The 18554-nt window shown below is 60.7% G+C and carries 21 protein-coding genes; 16 read left to right on the forward strand and 5 right to left on the reverse strand.

Annotated elements, in window-relative coordinates; translation table 11 throughout:
• Nucleotides 1-17 precede the first annotated feature (17 nt).
• From IIC71_11655 to IIC71_11695, 9 genes are all read left to right on the forward strand, one after another.
• Nucleotides 18-1493, forward strand: a complete 1476-nt coding sequence (locus tag IIC71_11655) for a M1 family metallopeptidase (GenBank protein MCH7669834.1) — start codon at nucleotides 18-20, stop codon at nucleotides 1491-1493.
• A gap of 83 nt (nucleotides 1494-1576) precedes the next feature.
• Complete coding sequence (gene gnd, locus IIC71_11660; GenBank protein ID MCH7669835.1) at nucleotides 1577-3034, forward strand: decarboxylating NADP(+)-dependent phosphogluconate dehydrogenase; 1458 nt, start codon at nucleotides 1577-1579, stop codon at nucleotides 3032-3034.
• Nucleotides 3035-3090: 56 nt separating this feature from the next.
• Nucleotides 3091-4224 (forward strand): NAD(P) transhydrogenase subunit alpha, encoded by a 1134-nt coding sequence (locus tag IIC71_11665; GenBank protein ID MCH7669836.1) that lies wholly within the window; start codon nucleotides 3091-3093, stop codon nucleotides 4222-4224.
• A complete protein-coding gene (locus tag IIC71_11670) occupies nucleotides 4221-4523 on the forward strand; it encodes an NAD(P) transhydrogenase subunit alpha (protein MCH7669837.1) in 303 nt (100 codons plus the stop codon). The genes IIC71_11665 and IIC71_11670 overlap by 4 nt, the downstream gene beginning before the upstream one ends.
• A complete protein-coding gene (locus IIC71_11675) occupies nucleotides 4520-5881 on the forward strand; it encodes an NAD(P)(+) transhydrogenase (Re/Si-specific) subunit beta (protein MCH7669838.1) in 1362 nt (453 codons plus the stop codon). Before IIC71_11670 ends, IIC71_11675 begins: the two co-directional genes overlap by 4 nt.
• Nucleotides 5882-5900: 19 nt before the next feature.
• Nucleotides 5901-6479 carry a nitroreductase family protein gene (locus IIC71_11680; protein ID MCH7669839.1) on the forward strand — a complete coding sequence of 193 codons (579 nt, stop codon included), beginning with the start codon at nucleotides 5901-5903 and terminating at the stop codon, nucleotides 6477-6479.
• 24 nt (nucleotides 6480-6503) lie between these two features.
• Entirely contained in the window at nucleotides 6504-6908 is a 405-nt protein-coding gene (locus IIC71_11685) for an ATP-binding cassette domain-containing protein (GenBank protein ID MCH7669840.1), read from the forward strand.
• The gene (gene kynU, locus IIC71_11690; protein ID MCH7669841.1) at nucleotides 6905-8164 is read left to right on the forward strand and encodes a kynureninase; all 1260 of its coding nucleotides are present in this window, start codon (nucleotides 6905-6907) and stop codon (nucleotides 8162-8164) included. The genes IIC71_11685 and kynU overlap by 4 nt, the downstream gene beginning before the upstream one ends.
• A gap of 79 nt (nucleotides 8165-8243) precedes the next feature.
• A complete protein-coding gene (locus tag IIC71_11695) occupies nucleotides 8244-9089 on the forward strand; it encodes a septum formation family protein (GenBank protein MCH7669842.1) in 846 nt (281 codons plus the stop codon).
• A 78-nt stretch (nucleotides 9090-9167) separates the two neighbouring features.
• Here the strand turns inward: IIC71_11695 and IIC71_11700 are convergent, their stop codons facing one another.
• Nucleotides 9168-9347, reverse strand: a complete 180-nt coding sequence (locus IIC71_11700) for a hypothetical protein (GenBank protein MCH7669843.1) — start codon at nucleotides 9345-9347, stop codon at nucleotides 9168-9170.
• A 59-nt stretch (nucleotides 9348-9406) separates the two neighbouring features.
• Between IIC71_11700 and IIC71_11705 the strand changes: the two genes are divergently transcribed.
• On the forward strand, nucleotides 9407-10330 hold the full coding sequence (locus IIC71_11705; protein ID MCH7669844.1) for a hypothetical protein: 924 nt from the start codon (nucleotides 9407-9409) through the stop codon (nucleotides 10328-10330).
• A 108-nt stretch (nucleotides 10331-10438) separates the two neighbouring features.
• Nucleotides 10439-11212 carry an RNA methyltransferase gene (locus IIC71_11710; protein MCH7669845.1) on the forward strand — a complete coding sequence of 258 codons (774 nt, stop codon included), beginning with the start codon at nucleotides 10439-10441 and terminating at the stop codon, nucleotides 11210-11212.
• Between the two features lie 9 nt (nucleotides 11213-11221).
• Here IIC71_11710 and IIC71_11715 read toward each other — a convergent pair whose 3' ends face one another.
• Entirely contained in the window at nucleotides 11222-11764 is a 543-nt protein-coding gene (locus tag IIC71_11715) for a hypothetical protein (protein MCH7669846.1), read from the reverse strand.
• Nucleotides 11765-11873: 109 nt separating this feature from the next.
• On the opposite strand from IIC71_11715, the gene IIC71_11720 reads away from it, so the two are divergent.
• Nucleotides 11874-13511, forward strand: a complete 1638-nt coding sequence (locus tag IIC71_11720; GenBank protein ID MCH7669847.1) for a DEDD exonuclease domain-containing protein — start codon at nucleotides 11874-11876, stop codon at nucleotides 13509-13511.
• Nucleotides 13512-14028: 517 nt separating this feature from the next.
• The gene (locus IIC71_11725; protein ID MCH7669848.1) at nucleotides 14029-14286 is read left to right on the forward strand and encodes a translation elongation factor-like protein; all 258 of its coding nucleotides are present in this window, start codon (nucleotides 14029-14031) and stop codon (nucleotides 14284-14286) included.
• A 250-nt stretch (nucleotides 14287-14536) separates the two neighbouring features.
• On the opposite strand, the gene IIC71_11730 is transcribed toward IIC71_11725, so the two are convergent.
• Complete coding sequence (locus IIC71_11730) at nucleotides 14537-15463, reverse strand: alpha/beta hydrolase (protein MCH7669849.1); 927 nt, start codon at nucleotides 15461-15463, stop codon at nucleotides 14537-14539.
• A gap of 279 nt (nucleotides 15464-15742) precedes the next feature.
• Between IIC71_11730 and IIC71_11735 the strand changes: the two genes are divergently transcribed.
• Nucleotides 15743-16474: an NUDIX domain-containing protein gene (locus IIC71_11735; protein ID MCH7669850.1), complete on the forward strand. Its 732-nt coding sequence runs from the start codon at nucleotides 15743-15745 to the stop codon at nucleotides 16472-16474.
• 78 nt (nucleotides 16475-16552) lie between these two features.
• Here the strand turns inward: IIC71_11735 and IIC71_11740 are convergent, their stop codons facing one another.
• Entirely contained in the window at nucleotides 16553-17083 is a 531-nt protein-coding gene (locus IIC71_11740; GenBank protein MCH7669851.1) for a hypothetical protein, read from the reverse strand.
• Here IIC71_11740 and IIC71_11745 point away from each other — a divergent pair.
• Together IIC71_11745 and IIC71_11750 are read left to right on the forward strand one after the other, a co-directional pair.
• On the forward strand, nucleotides 17076-17507 hold the full coding sequence (locus tag IIC71_11745; protein ID MCH7669852.1) for a hypothetical protein: 432 nt from the start codon (nucleotides 17076-17078) through the stop codon (nucleotides 17505-17507). The genes IIC71_11740 and IIC71_11745 overlap by 8 nt on opposite strands.
• Nucleotides 17508-17574: 67 nt before the next feature.
• Nucleotides 17575-18117 (forward strand): hypothetical protein, encoded by a 543-nt coding sequence (locus tag IIC71_11750; GenBank protein MCH7669853.1) that lies wholly within the window; start codon nucleotides 17575-17577, stop codon nucleotides 18115-18117.
• Between the two features lie 276 nt (nucleotides 18118-18393).
• Here the strand turns inward: IIC71_11750 and IIC71_11755 are convergent, their stop codons facing one another.
• Complete coding sequence (locus IIC71_11755; GenBank protein MCH7669854.1) at nucleotides 18394-18531, reverse strand: SEC-C domain-containing protein; 138 nt, start codon at nucleotides 18529-18531, stop codon at nucleotides 18394-18396.
• Nucleotides 18532-18554 lie beyond the last annotated feature (23 nt).

An 18554-nucleotide genomic window follows, 5' to 3' on the forward strand; every position in this document is an offset into this window, starting at 1 on the left:
ACGACTTCGGAGGCCAAATGAACCGCGCACGCGCTACGTTTACTGCGTTGGTGATCTTCGCCGCAGCTTGTTCGGCGTCTTCCACGTCGACTACATTGACGCCATCCGCGACGACGGCCTCGACCCAGCCCCCGACAACATTTGCTGCTGAAACGATCGTCGGCACAGCGGGCGCTCCGGGTCTCGGCGACAGCTACTACCCAGGACTCGGGAACGGCGGTTACGACGCACAGACGTACACGGTGGCAATCACCTGGGACCCTGACACTGGTATCTTGACCGGGACCACAACGATGGTCGCGGTTGCCACTAAGGATCTCGCCAGTTTTTTTGTCGACTTCGCCGGTTTCGACGTACTGGAGATCAAGGTAGACGGTGCCAACGCCGGGGCGCGTGCCCCTGTTCCATCAGAGTTCGACATGTTGGTCACGCCGGCTGATCCGATTGGCAGGGGGACGATGTTCGAACTCGTGATCACCTATACAGGCACTCCCCGCCCCATTCAAAGTGTCGCTCTCCCAATCGATGCGGGGTGGACCACAACAAACACCGGCACGTCGTACGTCGTGACCGAGCCCGATGGCGCATATTCTTGGTTCCCGGTGAACGACCATCCGCTCGACAAGGCGATCTTCCGCTTCGAGATCACGGTCCCCGAGGGCGTCACCGCGGTTGCCAACGGCGTTCTTGCTGAGATAGTGACAGACATCGGCTCCAACACCTGGATCTGGCAAGGCACCCAACCGATGGCGCCGTATCTAGCCACCGTCGTCATTGGCGATCTTGAAATCGTCGACGACCCCGCCGGCTCTGAGCTCGCAGGGGTGACGATCCGCAACGTTTTGCCACCAGACATCGCCGCTGACCCGCCTGAGGCGCTCGGTCTCCAGGGGGAGATGATCAGCTACTTTTCCACGATATTCGGGCCGTATCCGTTTGCGACGTACGGTATCGCCAGCGTTGCAGGCTTCGACGCTGCGTTGGAGAACCAGACTCTGTCGGTTTTCAGCGAAGACATCGTTCGTTCGGGGTTCCTTGAGATCGTCCTCGTGCACGAGATCGCCCACCAGTGGATCGGCAACTCAGTGTCGCTTTCGGACTGGAGTGACATTTGGCTCAACGAGGGGTTCGCAACCTACGCCGAATGGCTCTGGGAGGAAAACCAACGCGGACCGCAGGCACGCGACCTCCTGATTGCTGACGCCTACGCAACCATGGAACAACTGCCGCCCCTCGCCCCGGGCGCTCCCCCGCCGGATGACCTGTTCGCCTTCTCGGTGTACAACCGAGGTGCGCTCACTCTGCACGCGCTCCGCCAAAGAGTCGGCGACGACGTTTTCTTCGACATTCTCAAAACCTATGCCACACGCTTCGCAAACGGCAACGTACGCACTGCTGACTTCATTGCAGTCTCCGAAGAACTGTCCAGCCTCGATCTTGCATCCCTGTTCGACGAGTGGCTGTATGCGCTCGAACTGCCACCACTCCCGTAACTCCTGGCTGGGTCGCACCACAGTGGCGGTGATTGACGCGGTGCCTGAGGGTCTATTGTGCAGGTCTCTCACCAAGGAGTGCAGTGGGCGCAGACAAAGCAGACATTGGCCTCATCGGACTTGCGGTCATGGGGCAAAACCTCGTCCTCAACATGGCCGACCACGGGTTCAAGATCGCCGTGTACAACAGAACTACGTCCAAAGTTGATACGTTTATTGCATCGCTTGAGGCGGATACCGCGATTGTGGGCACACACAACCTCGCCGATCTCGCCGAAGCAGTCTCCTCGCCGCGCAAGATCATGATGATGGTGCGCGCCGGTGCGCCGGTTGACGCAACCATCGACGCGCTCCTCCCCCACCTCGATCGCGGCGACATCATCATCGACGGCGGAAACTCAAACTACGAAGACACCCGCCAGCGGATGCAGCGCCTCGAGTCGCTCGGCATCCACTTTGTAGGAACGGGAGTTTCCGGCGGCGAGGAGGGTGCCCGCACCGGCCCTTCGATCATGCCGGGAGGGTCACCAGAGGCGTGGCCTCACATCAAGAACATCTTTCAGTCAATCGCGGCCGTGTACGACGGTGAACCATGCTGCGACTGGCTCGGACCTGGCGGCGCCGGTCACTTCGTAAAAACCGTGCACAACGGCATTGAGTACGGGGACATGCAGGTCATTGCCGAGGCTTACGACATCATGCGTCGCGGTCTCGGAATGGACCACGACGACATGGCATCGACATTCGACGAGTGGGGAACCGGTGTTCTCGACAGCTACTTGATCGATATCACCGCGGTGATTCTGCGCACGACGGATGACGATGGCTCGCCGCTGGTCACCAAGGTTCTCGATGCGGCAGGTCAGAAGGGCACTGGTCGGTGGACGGTCGATGCGTCAATGGATTTCGCGATGCCGGTGACGTTGGTCGCCGAAGCGGTCCATGCCCGCATCGTGTCAGCGCTCGTAGATGAGCGTCATCAGGCAGCGGACGCTCTCGGGGAACCAAACGTTGGCCTGATCGCGGGCGACAAAGCAGAACTCCTCAACGATCTTCACTCGGCTGCGTACGCCGCAAAGATCGTGTCCTATGCGCAGGGGTTCATGTTGCTCACAGCGGCGTCTCGCGAACACATGTGGGATCTCGATCTGGGTCTCGTTGCGTCCTTGTGGCGCGAGGGCTGCATCATCCGATCTCAGTTCCTCAACGACATCACCGCGGCATATCGAAACCAGCCCGACCTCCCCAACCTGTTGATTTCGCCGTATTTCGTCGACGCGCTATCAGCATCGCACGACGGTCTCCGGCGCACCGTTGCGAGGGCAGCGCTCAGCGGTATCCCGACCCCGGCATATTCGTCGGCGCTGGCGTTTCTCGATGCGTTCCGCACCAGACGTCTGCCCGCCAACCTCCTTCAGGCGCAACGGGACTACTTCGGTGCACACACGTACGAGCGGGTTGACCGGCCGCGAGGTGAGTTTTTTCACACCAATTGGACCGGGACCGGCGGCGATGTCACGTCCACCACTTACGACGCCTAACAAGACCCGACAACTCGATACCAGCCCTCACGGGCCTTCGTGTTACCGTCCCCGTGATGCACATCTTCATTCAACGAGAGCGGGCTGAACACGAACGCCGCGTTGCAGCCACACCGCAAACTGTGAAGCGCTTCGTGGAGTGGGGGTGGGATGTCACAGTCGAACACGACGCTGGTTTACACGCCGGGTTTCCCGACGATCTCTTCGCTGCTGAGGGTGCTGTGATCAGCGATAAGCCAACCCCGGCCGACATCGTATTGCGCGCCGGGACGCCCGCTCCCGAAGAACTCGCTGCCTACGGTACCGACACGACCGTCATCGGTTTCTTTGATCCCTACGTCAACGTCGATCTCATGCGGGCATGCGAAAAGGCCGAAGTGACGGTCGTCGCACTCGAAGCCATCCCACGAACGACGCTCGCACAATCAATGGACGCCCTCAGTTCTCAAGCAACGGTGGCTGGTTACGCAGCAGTCCTTCTTGCCGCCGAGACATCTCCAAAGTTCTTGCCGATGCTCGTGACGGCCGCGGGCACCATCCCACCGGCGCGAGCGCTGATCCTTGGGATTGGCGTCGCCGGGCTTCAGGCCATCGCAACCGCACGGCGTCTCGGGGCCATCGTTCACGCATACGACGTACGCCCAGAAACTCGGGAGCAGGTCGAAAGTCTTGGTGCCAAATTCATCGAAGCTCCGACGACCGAAACCGACGCCGCTGGTTATGCCAAGGAGGTTGGTGACGACATCCAAGCAAAACAGTTTGCAGCACTCGCTCCCTTCGTCTCCGATGCAGACCTGATCATCACCACGGCTCAAATCCCTGGCCGCCCGGCGCCACTGCTCATCAATGACGCAATGGTTGCCACGATGAACCCGGGGAGCGTCATCGTCGACACGGCAGCTCAGAGTGGTGGAAACGTGCAGCCCTCCCGGCCTGACGAAACCGTCATTGTTAACAACGTCATTGTTCTCGGACCAACAAATCTGCCAAGCACGGTTGCAGCCGATGCATCTCGAATGCTCGCCCGCAACATGCTCACGGTCCTAGAGCGTGCAAGGTCAGACGATGGCTCACTGCAATTTGCACAAGACGCCGAAGTGCTCGGCCCGGCGACCGTAATAGTTAACGGGACCGCTGTCGATCCACGCACACGCGTCCTCCTCGGTTACGACGCGGAGGGCGACTCGTGAGCGACGTATTCATCACCGGGATTGTCATATTCGTACTCGCTGCGTTCGTGGGCCTTGAGGTCATTGCAAAAGTCCCCGCAACCCTGCACACGCCACTCATGTCGGGCGCAAACGCCATTTCGGGAATCACTCTCGTTGGGGCAATCATCGTCGCAGCCGAGATCGGGAACGGTGGCGCAGCAGCCACAGTCCTTGCGTTTGTGGCTGTCGCGGCGGCCACTGTGAATGTGGTCGGTGGGTTCCTCGTCACGGACCGCATGCTCGAAATGTTCAAGAAGAAACCCCAGCAGAAACCATGACCGAGCTTCTCTACCTCGCGGCATCCGTGCTCTTCATTCTCGGTCTCAAGAATCTCGGATCGCCCCGCACTGCGCGACTTGGTAACCAACTCGCCGCACTCGGAATGTTGGTCGCGATAGTCACGGTGCTCGTCGATCTGGACCGCGTTTCGTGGGGTGTCATCGTTAGCGGAATGGTCGTCGGTGCCGTAATCGGCGCCGCGCTTGCACTGCGAGTCCAAATGACCTCGATGCCCGAACTCGTCGCGGCGTTCAACGGCTTCGGCGGGATATCGTCAATGCTGGTCGCCCTGGTCGCTCTCCTGGTTTCTGGAGGCCGCTGGGAATCGGAGACCGGTGTCACAGTCGTGCTGTCAGTCGTCATTGGGGCCATCACCTTCACCGGAAGTTTTATTGCATACGGAAAGCTCAAAGGCATCATCTCCGGCAGCCCGCTGCTATTTCGCGGCGGTAAGACACTCAACGCGGTGATCGCGGTCGCGATTGTTGTTTCCGGCTACGCGGGTGTTGCTGGTGACGCAACCTGGCCGTACTGGGTGGCTGTCGGTCTCGCGGGCCTACTTGGCGTGCTTGGTGTGCTCCCCATCGGTGGCGCAGACATGCCCGTCGTGATTTCGCTGTTGAACTCCCTGTCGGGCGTCGCCGCCTCGACAGCCGGGTTTGTCATTGGAAACAACGCACTGATCGTCGGCGGTGCCCTCGTGGGTGCGGCCGGTCTTATCCTCACGCTGCAAATGGGTAGCGCGATGAACCGCACCATCGCCAACGTGTTGTTCTCAGGTTTCGGCACTGCAGGAGGCGGTGGTCCGACTGACATTGGCGACAAGCCGATAAACCGGGCCACACCAGATGATGTTGCGATCGCCCTTGCATACGCACAGTCTGTACTCATAGTGCCCGGGTACGGCCTCGCCGTGGCGCAAGCGCAGCACGTCACGAAGGACCTTGCCTCACTGCTCGAAGACAAGGGAATCGATGTTGGGTATGCGATTCACCCTGTCGCCGGGCGTATGCCGGGACACATGAACGTACTCCTGGCCGAAGCCGACGTGCCGTATGACCAACTGTTTGACCTTGAGCAGTCAAACCCGAAGTTCCAACAGACGGACGTTGTATTGGTCATCGGCGCAAACGATGTCGTCAACCCTTCCGCCCGCGACGATCCCGGCAGCCCAATCTACGGGATGCCCATTCTTGACGTCGACAAGGCAAGGACGGTCGTCGTAGTAAAGCGCTCACTGTCCCCCGGGTTTGCCGGCATCGACAACCCACTGTTCTACATGGACGGAACCCTGATGCTCCTCGCAGACGGCAAGGTCGCGATCGAGGAGACCATCAAATCTATCAAGGCTCTTTGACGAAATGGAGTTCTGTGATGTGATTCGCCGCCGCAGGATGGTCAGGGAGTACCTCGATACACCGGTGCCGGCTGATGCGTTGCAGCGTATCGTGGATGCAGCCGTCAAAACTCCAAGCGCCGGCTTTTCACAGGGGCAGTCCCTCGTTGTGGTGATCGACAAAGGCCAACGTGAACGCATTGCTAAGTCGGCTCGTGAACGAGAATACATCGGGCGCGGGTTCGAGCCGTGGCTGTCGGTAGCGCCGGTCCACTTTGTCATCACAGTGAGCGAACAGGCCTACATCGATCGCTACCGCGAAAATGACAAGCTCGGTCCCGAGATGGACGTTCTCCCCTGGGATGTCCCGTACTGGTGGGTCGATGGTGGCGCCACAATGATGGCTATCCTGCTCGCCGCGGTGGCCGAAGGGCTCGCCGCGGGTTTCCTGGGGGCACACAGCTTCAAGGACCTGCGCTCGATCGTCGACATTCCAGACTCCGAATCGGTGCTCGGTGTCGTCACCGTTGGTTACGAAGCACACAGCGTCCAAGAGAGCAGATCGTTGCCCCGCCGGCGTCGCCCACGATCTGAGGTCGTGCATTGGGACCGCTGGTGAACCGACCGTCACCAGGAGGGCAGCATGCTTGAGATCTCAGAATTGTCCAAGAGGTATGGCGACGTGGTCGCCCTCGATGGGTGCACGTTCTCTGCTGCGCCGGGCCAGCTTCTCGGTTTTTTGGGACCAAACGGGGCCGGCAAGACTACAGCGATGCGGGCGATTTTCAGCCTGATCCGTCCCGACCGAGGATCTGAAATCCCCATCCTTCGAGCAGCTTCGTTGTTCCCCGCGTTCAGCCCGATGACTATGCCGCTGAGACAGGCGCGCGGCGATGTAACCGGGCTCGAGGTGGCGTTGTCGGTCGGTCTCATAATGCTCGCAATCTGGCTCGTCATTAGGCTCGCAGGCCGTATTTATACGGGTGCTGCGCTTCGCACGGGTGGCAAAGTCAAAGCACGCGAAGCCTTGAACTCGTCCGACTTATGATCTCGTCACCCCGACACCTCGCTGCCAAAGCCCACGATCTCGATGGTTCAGATCCCCTGGCACACTTCCAGGACTACTTCGTCTCCCCCACCGACGGCGTCCTATATCTTGACGGAAACTCACTTGGCAGGCTGCCCAAAGCAACGATGTCGGCCGTGGCACACACGGTCGAACACGAATGGGGAACTGATCTAGTGAGGTCGTGGAAGACGTGGATCGATCTCCCGACGGCCATTGGCGACGAACTCGCGCCCCTTATCGGAGCACAGCCCGGGACCGTCGTCATTACCGACCAAACGTCGTTGAACATTTTCAAGATGGCGTCGGCGCTGCTCGAAGCTTCGGGACGACCCAACATTGTGAGCGACTCGACAAATTTCCCCAGCGACCTCTACATTCTCCAGGGTGTCGCGCAACGCGCCGGCGGCGAACTCCGCGTCATCGAGGCGAGCGCGGATGTCGGCTGCACACCGCAGGCCCTGGCTGACGCGATCGACGACACGGTTGGCCTCGTTGAGCTGAGCCATGTGACCTTCAAGGGAGGTGCGGTGGCCGCCATGGATCGGCTGACACAAACGGCGCACGACGGCGGCGCCTATACCCTGTGGGATCTCGCCCACTCGGCCGGTGTCTACCCCGTAGACCTTGCGGGAACGAATACCGATGCTGCGATTGGCTGCACCTACAAGCACCTCAACGCCGGTCCCGGCGCCCCCGGCTTCATCTACGTCCGTTCTGACCTCATCACGACATTGCACCAACCGATACAGGGCTGGTGGGGGCACACCGACCCGTTCGCATTCGACCTGGACTACCGCCCAGTGGAGGACATCCGCCGATTTGGTGTTGGGACCGTTGCGGTGCTGTCCCTCATCGGGGTCCGTGAGGGCGTCAGGTTGAGCGCTGAGGCCGGGATATCTGCCATCCGTAAGAAGTCCACTGGGTTAACGTCGTTCATTATTGAGTTCTACGACGCTGTATTGTCAGAGCTGGGCTGTGGCCTCGCCACCCCGCGATCTGACGATACGCGCGGCGCTCATGTTGCAATCACGCATCCACACGCGTACCAGCTCTCCCAAGCCCTCATTGATCGCAACGTCGTGCCCGACTTTCGGGCGCCCGACACATTGCGTCTCGGAATAGCACCCCTCGCAAACTCGTACTGCGAGGTGTACGAAGCGCTGGACACCCTCCGAGAGATTCTCGCGTCCAAAGCCTATTTGTCGTCCACACCGCAACGTGGTGTGCTCACATGACGCTACGCGGACCTTAAGGCGGAGACCGTTATCACCGACTGAATAGCAGATTCACGACAATGCCAGGTGAGGAGGCACAATGTCAGACGACGAAAACAAGCAGAACGAGCCGCTGTCGAGCGAGGATCTCATTGCTCGCGCCCGCGAGTCAATGAAGTCGAGCATCCCCGACGCGCCCCAATCAGATTTCGATGCTGACATAACCCCGGATTCCTCCGGTACTGCGGCGCCCCAACACAGCGACGAACGTCAGGACAGATACTCTACGGAGAATGCTGAGTTCGACGAGCCGCTTCCCCCGTCCGATCCATGGCAGCCGCCATCATCGGAACAAACTCCAACAGCCTGGGCACCGCCCGCTGCCGAAACAGCCACCCCGGCGGCGACACCGGAGCGTGGCAATCCAACGGACTCCATCACCCGCCCCGCCGACCGAATCGGGACGACTTCTCCCAAGAGGTCCCGGCTGCGGGCCCTGAGACCGCTACTCATCGTCGGCGGGATCGGTGCCTTCCTGGGAGTCTCGTCATTCTTTGGCTCAACGCCCGTCAGCGATGTCCGGGCCGGCGACTGCTTCGATGCGTTCGACGAGGCGGAGGAGATCTTTGAGATCAAGACGTTCTCGTGCGACGAGCCACATACGTACGAAGTGATGCACATCTTCAACTACGCCGACGATCCCGCAGCACCGTACCCGGGAGAAGAAGTCGTTTGGGAAGAGGCTGTCTTGGGTTGCATCGAAGAATTTGCCGACTTCACCGGTCTCGTCTGGGAAGAGGAGGTCGATGTGTTTATCGATGCGCTCTACCCAGTTCGCGCCGGATGGGAGGACGAAAACGACCGCGAGGCGATTTGTATGCTTGTACAAGTCGACGCAAACGGTGATTTCGTCCAGCAAACGGGATCCTTGCGTTCAGATACTTAACGCCCACACGAAGCTGGCCGCAAACTGAAGTCGCCCTGTATGCCGGACGGTGCTTAGCGCGAGTCACATCGGTACCATCTACCCTGTCACCTGTTCGGCGCATAGTTCAATCTCTGCAACGTCACCAACCACTACGAAGGTGAAAACGCGACGGACACGGCCCGCAAATGGCTTCAGGACAACGGCCTCATCTAGGTGGCGATCGGCGAAACACGAGCGTGATCCGTGGAGCGCTTCGGCACCCCATAGTCGCCTCACGCGACGGCGCTCGACACCGGTAGTGGCGGAAGGCGGCGATTCCGACAACAATCACCATCATGTCAAACCTTGCCCTCATCGGAGCTGGCCAGATCGGGACGGCCGCGGCTCTCGCGGCCCGTGACGACGGTATTTGCTCCGCAATTTCAGTTGTAGTCGATCCCGACCCCGCCGCCCGCGCAGAGCTTGTCGCGGTCACGGGAGCCTCGTCACACGCGTCGACGGCCGAGCTGTCGTCGGCGATCGAAGGAGACAGAGCGCTAGTTGCGTTTTCGTCCGATGCCAACAAGGTCGGGCGCGAGATCATCCAGCTTGTGTCGCTCGGCTACCACTGTGTGACCACATGCGAAGAGCTTGCGTGGCCCGACCGCCACTTGTGGGAGGCTCTCCACACGGCCGCCGCTACTGAAAAAAGAGTCATCATTGTCACGGGGGCGAATCCTGGTTTCGCAATGGACAGGTTCCCCCTGTTAGCCGCTGCCGCCACCCGGTCGCCGTCGTCCATCAAGGTGACCCGCCGGGTGAACACATCCCGACGCCGGGATTCGCTGATCGCAAAAACTGGACGCGGTCTGACACCCGAAGAGTTCGAGCGGGCATGGCAGGCAGGTAAGGCGGGGCACAAAGGGCTTGAGGCGTCGGCTCGTCTGCTTGCACACTCGCTCAACTGGGACCACAACGACCTTCGCGAAACGATTGACCCCATCATCGTCGACGGCATCGTGACTGGATATGAGCAGCGGGTTCTTGTGCGCACGACCGACGGCCGCAAGATTTCTCTTCACCTAGTGCTCGACGAAAACCTCGAGGACGAAGTCGATGAGGTGGTCGTCGAAGGAACACCACCGATCACCATGCGTATCGAGGGTGGCTACCACGGGGACGAAGGTGCAAAAGCTCAGATTCTCATGGCGCTGCAACGCTGCCGGGAACTCGAGCCCGGGTTCTACCGGCCGACGGACCTGCCGCTTCGATTCGGCTAAATAGCCGCACCATGAACCGGATTCTCTCACCCGTCTGCGTGTCGGCTCTCGCGGCTCTTACAGTCGCCCGTCGCCATTGTCCGGGAGCGGCAGGGGAAGTTGGTTGCCATGAAGCTTGACATCCTCTCAACATCGAATCCGCGAGTGAAGTCTTGGTCAGCCCTCAGCACCCGCAAGGGCCGCGATAGGACGCGGCTGTTCCTTGTTGAGGGTTTTCGTGAAATCCAACGGATGGCTGCGACGGGCGTCGTGCTCGACACGGTGATCCTATGCCCCGACATAACGGGCAACGACACCGACCCGCCCGCAGCCGACCGTCTCAACACGGTGAGCAAGGACGTTTTTGCAAAACTCTCACACCGGCAGAACCCTGACGGATGGCTCGCCGTTGCGGTCCAGCCGTCACTTTCGCTCGACCGTTGCACTGTGTCGGATCAACCGTTCGTGGTCGTTGTCGAGGGACTCGAGAAACCTGGCAACCTTGGCGCGATTCTTCGCTCGGCCGACGGGGCCGGAGTTGATCTGGTGATCCTTGCGGACACCGTTGTTGACGTGTTCAACCCAAACGTCATTCGCGCGGCGCAAGGTTCCCTGTTTGTTACACAGGTCGCAGCAACTTCGGCGGAACACACGCTGCAATGGCTGACCGAGCATTCAATCGAACTCCTCGTTGCCACGCCCGACGCCGAACACGCTCTATGGGACGCCCCAATCGGAGACAGGATTGCGTTGCTCGTGGGAAGCGAACATTGGGGCGTGTCGCCGATGTTTAGAGCAGGTGCCAGGGCAGTGTCGATCCCGATGGCTGGGACTGCAGACAGCCTCAACGCGGCGACCGCCGCGGCTCTGCTTATGTTCGAGGTTGTGAGGCGGCGACGCTAAATGGTCGGCCTACGGTTTGCTCACAGACCACAGGCCGTCGTCGTTGAGCATTGAATCGAACACGACCAAACGGGCGGTGGCGCTCCCCTCAAGCACGACGGGGGTCGTCACGACATGGAGCGGCACCCCGGCGCGATACAGCGATGGCACCGCGGCAACACCTAGGCTGCGGGCTTCCTTCATCGTCTTGTCGAGCAACAACTCGCCTCGCCGATCGTGCACCACCTGGCGGCATACATCGGGTTCGACACCCGACGCCTTGGCCGCGATGAGGAGGGTGTCGAGTTCGTCGGCTGGCGCCTTCTCGTCATGCAACAACACCATCGCCATCTGCACGAACCGCTCCGCGGCGGGCGGATCGGCACGATGCAACCACTCGTAAAAGCTGAGCATGGTGCGTGCGCTCGGCGACGACGTCGGCGGGTCCTCAGAGAATCCGGTCCAGTCAAGAATAATCTGCGAGCCCTCAATACGAGCACGACCAAAAAGCTGGTGGAGACGCCACGAATCGTCTGATTCAAAGTCAAAGTACACCCGTGCTGCAAAGTCCATACCGCAAGCGTAGTTGCTCGGATGAACCGCCCTTTTTGCATCGAACACATGTTCGTCATAGTATGACCCACCGATTCTGTATCGGGACCTATTCACGATCCGGAGCGCCGTGTCGGCATTGCAAGGCCAGAGAACTTTCGACAACCTCGGTGCTCCGTTGCACGAGGTCCCGTTTTGCGTGCTCGACCTGGAGACCACCGGTCTGACACCGGGTCTGCATGCAATCACCGAAATCGGTGCGCTTCGGTATGTCGGAGGCGCGCTCGTCGGCACCTTTGACACGCTGGTGAACCCCGACGCACCGATCCCGCCGCGGATCACCGTGATCACCGGCATCACCCAGTACATGGTCATCGAAGCTCCAAGAATCGAGGAGGCCCTACCATCCCTGTTGGAGTTCATCGGTGATGCGGTGATTGTTGGTCACAACATTCGCTTCGACATGTCGTTTCTCAATTCGGCTGCGGTGGCCCTGGGGTACGGCGAACTCAAGAACCGCACCGTTGACACACTCGGTCTTGCTAGGCGTCTCGTGCGCAACGACGTGAGAAACCTGAAACTGGACACCCTGGCTGCGCACTTTCGCTCGCCGACGTCGCCGAACCACCGGGCGTTCACGGATGCGCAAGCAACGGCCCATGTCTTCTGGGAACTACTCGGTCGCGCCGGAGACCTCGGCGCCACCCATCTGGACGACCTCCTCCGTCTCCCGACAGCTCGTGGATCGGCGCACTATCGAAAGATCGAACTCACCGACGTCCTGCCGCGTTCGCCTGGCATCTACCGATTCCACGACCGGGACGGGACGGTTATCTATGTTGGCAAGGCAACAGATCTGCGCACACGGGTGAGGTCGTACTTCTACGGTGACCCCCGTAAATCAATCACGAACATGCTTCGAGAACTTCATCACATCACCCACGAAGTATGCGCCCACGAGCTTGAGGCCGCCATCACCGAGCTTCGCCTCATCCATGCCCATCGACCGAAGTTCAACCGAAAGTCGCGACCAGCAAAGTCACCGCACTGGCTAAAGCTGACCGACGAGGAGTTCCCCCGGTTCTCAGTTGTGCGCTCGAGCCGCGACGGGGGGCGGTTGCTGCTCGGACCGTTTCGATCCAAGCCCGCCGCGACCGCGGTGCTGTTCGCTCTGTGGGACGCGGTGCCGATTCGTCGCTGCCGCACCGCAACCGCCGGTCGAACGTCGGCCTGCGGGTTTGCGGAGCTCGGGGTTGCGGTGTGCCCGTGCGACGGATCGGTGTCGGCCTCCGACTACGCCGAGATTGTTAACCAACTTGTGAACGGCGTGTGCAACGACCCGTCCTCTCTCCTCACGCCAATCGAGGAAAAGATGATGGTCCACGCCCGGGCATCACGTTTCGAAGATGCAGCAACGCTACGCGATCGACACAAGGCGCTCGCGCGGTGCCTTGAAGACCGCCGAATCTGGCAAACATTGCAGCGGGCGGGCATGGTGCGTGCCGTGAGAGGTGAGACCGGTTGTCTTGTTGAGAACGGTCGTTTTGTGGCCGGCTGGTCTGGTGACGAACCGTTCAACGTTCTCTCGCTTGCCGATTCCGACGACTTCGAAGTCGAGGAGGTACCACCGACGCCGGCACTGGCAGCCGAGTCACGTCTGATCTGGAAGTGGCTGACAAAACCCGACACCCGGCTACTCGATTCGACCCGTCCACTCGTGTATCCCGCAACACGAGTCCCGTCACTCCCCCACGCAGCTTCGGCCTGACACCGACCTGCGGGCTGCTTCGGGCCGCCGATCACGCGTGGATGGTGTCCAGTAGCCTGTATTGTAGCTCTCGAAGTGTTGCGGATCCGATGATCCTGTGCCGGGTCCTGCTCCCTTTCGGTCCATCTTCCAGTTGCATGTGGCGATGCGGGTCGTCTGAAACAGCAGGCTTGCACAGTCAACCTTGGTGAGAGTTCGGCGAACGTTTCCCAGTCCGATAGCAGCTGTCACTACCGGTGTTGGGCCGATGTTCGAGGATCCGGAGTGGCCAAGACCATACGGATGGCCAAATTCGTGCAGCAGCGCGGACCGAGCGTCGTACTCGTTGCCAGGTGTCCCAGCCCCCGTCTACCAGTTGTAGAACGTGTTCACTGTCAGGGTGCAGTCCGAGGTTGACAAACCGCTACGGTACGCGCTCCTCGTCCACCCAGCACATTGACAATTAGGGCACCCGTACTTCCGAGTCCGATGATATGGTTGTGGTACTTGACGTTCTGCACAACGAAAGGAGGCAGACATGACCGAGAAACTTGTCGGGACCGTCAGCCACTACTACAGCAAGCTGGAGGTCGCGGGTATCGACCTCTCCGACAAACTCAACGTCGGTGACACGGTTCACATTCTCGGACATACATCGGACTTCACCCAGACCGTCGACTCGATCCAGGTCGAACACGAGGCGGTCTCTTCGGCACAACCGGGCGAGCCTATCGCCATCAGAGTGAACGAACGGGCACGCGTCCATGACAAGGTTCTTGTAGTCACACCCGACTGAGCATCGCCCCACGTACGTCGGCACAAACGGATGTTCACGGGAGTTCCGGGTGAACGCGTGCCGAAATGCCCGATGGACGTATGGGGTTCTCGCGAATCCGAGAAGGTGACCGAAACCGCCCTGTGAGGGCGAAGAGCAACAGGGACCGACGAAATCCCTGCAGGGTCTCGCAAAAACGCGTTGAACCCGATCGCTGCGGGCCGCGAATCCCCACCGCAAATTAAGTTGTTCGGCGTGCTGCGCTGCCTTGTCAACCGGAGCCGGGGAGAAACACATTGTCGAGGAACACCGTCACCGCGTCCACAAGTCGGTCACCGGCCGTCAGCTCGAAGTCGTTGTGATCAGCGCCCTCGATCAATACAAACTCCTTCGGCTCGGAGGCTGCCTCGAACACGCTCCGACTCTGAGCAGCGGGCACCACACTATCGGCTGATCCGGCCACGACAAGGACAGGGACCTCGATTCCGCGAATCCTCTCCAGGTTCGGATAGCGGTCCCTCAGCAAGACGGACACCGGCAGGAATGGGTAGTGCACCGATGCGACGTCGGGAAGAGACGTGAACGGCGAGCGCAGCACCAAAGCCGCCGGGGGACGCTCATCCGCTACCCCGATTGCCACGGCCGCTCCGAGCGACTCACCGAAGTACACCAAGCGGTCGGCATCGACATCGGGACGGGCCTCAAGGAAAGCAACGGCAGCTCTCCCGTCGGCCAACAAACCATCTTCTGTGGGCGTCCCCGGATTCCCCCCGTATCCGCGGTAGCCAACAAGCAACACACCGTATCCCCTTTCGGCGAGCGAATTCGCAAGCGAAACCCGGTCGCCACGGTTGCCGGCGTTGCCGTTGAATACCACGACTGTCACCCCGTAGGAGTCTCCGGTCGCCGGTACCAGCCACGCTGCCAGAGTCAACCCATCGTCAGTAGGAAACGTTACTTCCTCGGCGCCGGGTAAGACGGTGGACACGTCCGGCAGAACCTGCGACGGATAATAGATAAGCCGCCGCTGGGCGACCCACATCACGCCGACGACGATCACTATTGCAACGCTCGCGACCAGGACGACCCTCACGATGCGCCGCACATTTCTCGCTTCCGACACCGTCGGCACGCATCCCGCCCTCGGCGCAGAAAGACAACAGGCGAATACCACATGAGGCAAGCCTGGCAGATCCATCCACAGCCACCAACTCGCAAGTCGGAGGCGAGCGCGGTCTCTGCATCTCGCTCGCGGCGTCCGGCGAGCGGTGCTCAAGGCGAGCGAAACGACCTTTCGGCCCCGTACGGGTGCAGGGGTGTCCGGTAGCCTTGGAACCACCGGCGAAGAGGATGGCGTGACCGGCAAACGACGGCGTCGTCGTGTTCGGCGATGGCATTGAGGCGGACCGTCTGCACATCAACTGGGCCAGACCGTGCAGATCGGCATAGCGCCCGAGACTCTGGAACTCGTCGTCGGATGAACGAAAACGATTTCCTTGCAAGCTACTCACCATCGGACTTCGAACGACCGTCCGTTGCCGTCGACGTCGCTCTCGTGACGGTGTTTGACGGGTGCCTCCGTGTGCTGATGATCCGCAGAACCGAGCATCCCGATGCAGGCAAGTGGCAGCTTCCCGGCCGATTCCTCCGTGACGAGAGTCCCGATACGGCAGCCATGCGAGCCCTCCAAGAAAAGACCAGCATTCATGACATCTATGTCGAGCAGCTCTACACATTCGGATCACCCGACCGTGACCCACGCACCCGTGTGATCTCTATCGCCTACTACGCGCTTGTGAATCCCGTCCGCCTCGCAACTGAGGCGACCGATGTTGTCCTCGCAAGAATCGACGTACCCTGGCAAGGGGAGATCGGAGGTAGCGTGACACTGCGTCATAACCGCCAGCAGTTGCCTATTGCGTTCGACCACGCTGACATGATCGCGATCGTCGTGAAGAAACTGCGCGGCAAACTCGACTACTCCCCCATCGGCTATGAACTACTTCCGGAGGAATTCTCATTGCTCGATCTCCAGGAGATTCACGAGACAATCCTCGGACGCTCGTTGAACAAGGATTCCTTTCGTCGCCGAATGCTGAGCTCCGGAGACCTCGAGGCCACGGGTCACCGCCAGGGAGGGGTCGGACACCGCCCGGCTGCGTTGTACCGGTATCACCGCTACGCCCTTGACGAGGAGTCTGGTAACTAACACCTCCACGGAGATCGACAGTCAGACGCGCTTTTCGCCGGGACGACGACGGTCGTCAAAGTAAGTGACGAGCGTCGTTCAGCGGGTCTCCGATGAACTCTCGACCTTCGTGTGGCACCGAACTGCTGAACACACCTGCGGTCCTTTGCACGCCTGAAAGAGGACATCCCACTGTCCAGTGATCATCCGGGTCGCGACCGACGCCCGAGATCGGCACCAAGATGTTGCATCGCATCCGAAGGCAGCTCGTCGGCTCGAGAACTCTCGACCGGTCCGCAAGGTGGCGAGATGCTGCTCTCGCCCGACGCCAAAAACGTTTCGCACCTTGGCCCTACCGCTTCTTGTGGTTTTCGCCCTTATCATTTCTGCTTGTCCCTCATCCGCCGCTCCTGCGGAGGTCCCGACGTCCCCACCGTCTTCAGTGACGAGCTCCACGGTCGCTCCGACGACCACGACCTCGGCTCCGACGACGACTGCACCGCCCGAGGCCACAACCACCACTCCCCCGACGACGACCACGACTGCTGTGCCACAGGCTTCGGTCTGGATCCAGGTTGCCAACGACAGGTCAGTGTTCGGCGGCTCGACGAACCAGGTTGTCGTGAGCATTGTCGAAGGCGTTCCCGGGCTTGTGGCAGTCGGACGAGACGGAAACGATGGGGCACTGAACGCCGCGGTGTGGACTTCTTCAAACGGGATCGACTGGGCGCGTGTACCCGATGATGAAGCAGCGTTTGGAGGGTCCGGCAGTCAGGCGATGTTCAGCGTTGCCGCCAGCGAGTCCCGACTTGTCGCCGTCGGTTATGACGCTTCGGGCGGGGACGCCGATGCCGCTGTGTGGAGGTCGTCCGACGGAATCACCTGGGCGCGGGTGCCCCACGACGAGGGCGTATTCGGCGGCGGCGACGACCAGGACATGCTGGGCAATACCGTTGGCGGACCGGATTTGTTGCGGTTGGCGATGACTATGCGTCCGGTGAGTCCGACGGTGCGGTGTGGACCTCCCCCGATGGCTCTGACTGGACACGCCTAACCGCTGCGACGCTTGCGCGCGCAGACGCGCAGGTCGTCGAGACTGTGACAGCCGGTGGACCCGGCTAGTGGCGGTAGGGTACGAATACGTCGGCTCAGATTGGAACGGCGTCGTCTGGACATCCTCCGACGGCGCTACCTGGAAAAGAGCAGCGGACCCCGGATCGGCACTGGCGGGGAGTAACAACGAGGCGCTTCTCGGCGTTTCTGCAGGTGGGCCAGGGCTGATCGCGGTCGGCTACGACGATGGGAATGGTGACTCGAGGGTGTGGACGTCGGTCGATGGTTCCGAGTGGACGTTACTTCCCGCCGACCGAGCCGTCTTTGGTGGATCCGGAAACCAGCAGATCGCAAAGGTCGTCGAAGGAGCGCAGGGTTTCGTTGCGGCTGGACGAGAGTCCACAGGCAACGGGTCCGATGCGGTCGTCTGGGCATCGCCTGACGGGATCGAATGGACCCGCGCCGACGACCCCGGATCAGTGTTCGGCGGCCCGCGCAGCCAGCGCATCTTCGGCGTCACGGCCCACAACCTACGGGGTGTCCGCCGCCGGATTCACGCAGACGTCTGCTGGGGACTGGGACGCGGCAATCTGGATGCTGGCCCCATATAACTAGACCCGACGTGCTCAACACAGGGCGACATGCATGTGGATCGCCCACACCTCGAACATTCGACTGCGGCGTCCTCGGTCACTCAACCGGGGTTCTCGTAGGTCCGATGCAATCGCCAACGCCTGTATCGATAGTGAACCGATGCCCGCACCCATTCGAACAGGACCACCCTGTAGTGATTGAAGCGCCGAGGCTGCCAGTCCGCGATCTGACAGCGCGACGCAGAGCTCCGACATTCGAGGTGCTGCTTCACCGCAAACGAGGGGCTGGTCCGGTCAGGCTCTATCGAAACGGTAGTGGCACGACTTGTATTTCACCCCGCTCTCGCACCAGCACCGATCGTTGCGACCTGGTTGCTCCTTCGACGATTCGGGACGCGTGGGGGTATTTGGAGGATCAGCTGCCGCGGTCAATTTCCTCCCGGTCTCTCGCCATA

Source organism: Acidobacteriota bacterium (assembly GCA_022562055.1).
Taxonomy (GTDB): Bacteria; Actinomycetota; Acidimicrobiia; order Spongiisociales; family UBA5794; genus BMS3BBIN02.

What these genes read in the sequence shown, in the direction of transcription:
- IIC71_11730 (MCH7669849.1), bottom strand. Translation starts at nt 15,463, where the DNA reads ATGGATCTGCCAGGCTTGCCTCATGTGGTATTCGCCTGTTGTCTTTCT.
- IIC71_11695 (MCH7669842.1), top strand. Translation starts at nt 8,244, where the DNA reads ATGTCAGACGACGAAAACAAGCAGAACGAGCCGCTGTCGAGCGAGGAT.
- IIC71_11705 (MCH7669844.1), top strand. Translation starts at nt 9,407, where the DNA reads ATGTCAAACCTTGCCCTCATCGGAGCTGGCCAGATCGGGACGGCCGCG.
- IIC71_11725 (MCH7669848.1), top strand. Translation starts at nt 14,029, where the DNA reads ATGACCGAGAAACTTGTCGGGACCGTCAGCCACTACTACAGCAAGCTG.
- IIC71_11665 (MCH7669836.1), top strand. Translation starts at nt 3,091, where the DNA reads ATGCACATCTTCATTCAACGAGAGCGGGCTGAACACGAACGCCGCGTT.
- IIC71_11675 (MCH7669838.1), top strand. Translation starts at nt 4,520, where the DNA reads ATGACCGAGCTTCTCTACCTCGCGGCATCCGTGCTCTTCATTCTCGGT.
- kynU (MCH7669841.1), top strand. Translation starts at nt 6,905, where the DNA reads ATGATCTCGTCACCCCGACACCTCGCTGCCAAAGCCCACGATCTCGAT.
- IIC71_11710 (MCH7669845.1), top strand. Translation starts at nt 10,439, where the DNA reads ATGAAGCTTGACATCCTCTCAACATCGAATCCGCGAGTGAAGTCTTGG.
- IIC71_11740 (MCH7669851.1), bottom strand. Translation starts at nt 17,083, where the DNA reads ATGCTCACGACAACCTGGTTCGTCGAGCCGCCGAACACTGACCTGTCG.
- IIC71_11735 (MCH7669850.1), top strand. Translation starts at nt 15,743, where the DNA reads ATGAACGAAAACGATTTCCTTGCAAGCTACTCACCATCGGACTTCGAA.
- IIC71_11685 (MCH7669840.1), top strand. Translation starts at nt 6,504, where the DNA reads ATGCTTGAGATCTCAGAATTGTCCAAGAGGTATGGCGACGTGGTCGCC.
- IIC71_11715 (MCH7669846.1), bottom strand. Translation starts at nt 11,764, where the DNA reads ATGGACTTTGCAGCACGGGTGTACTTTGACTTTGAATCAGACGATTCG.
- IIC71_11655 (MCH7669834.1), top strand. Translation starts at nt 18, where the DNA reads ATGAACCGCGCACGCGCTACGTTTACTGCGTTGGTGATCTTCGCCGCA.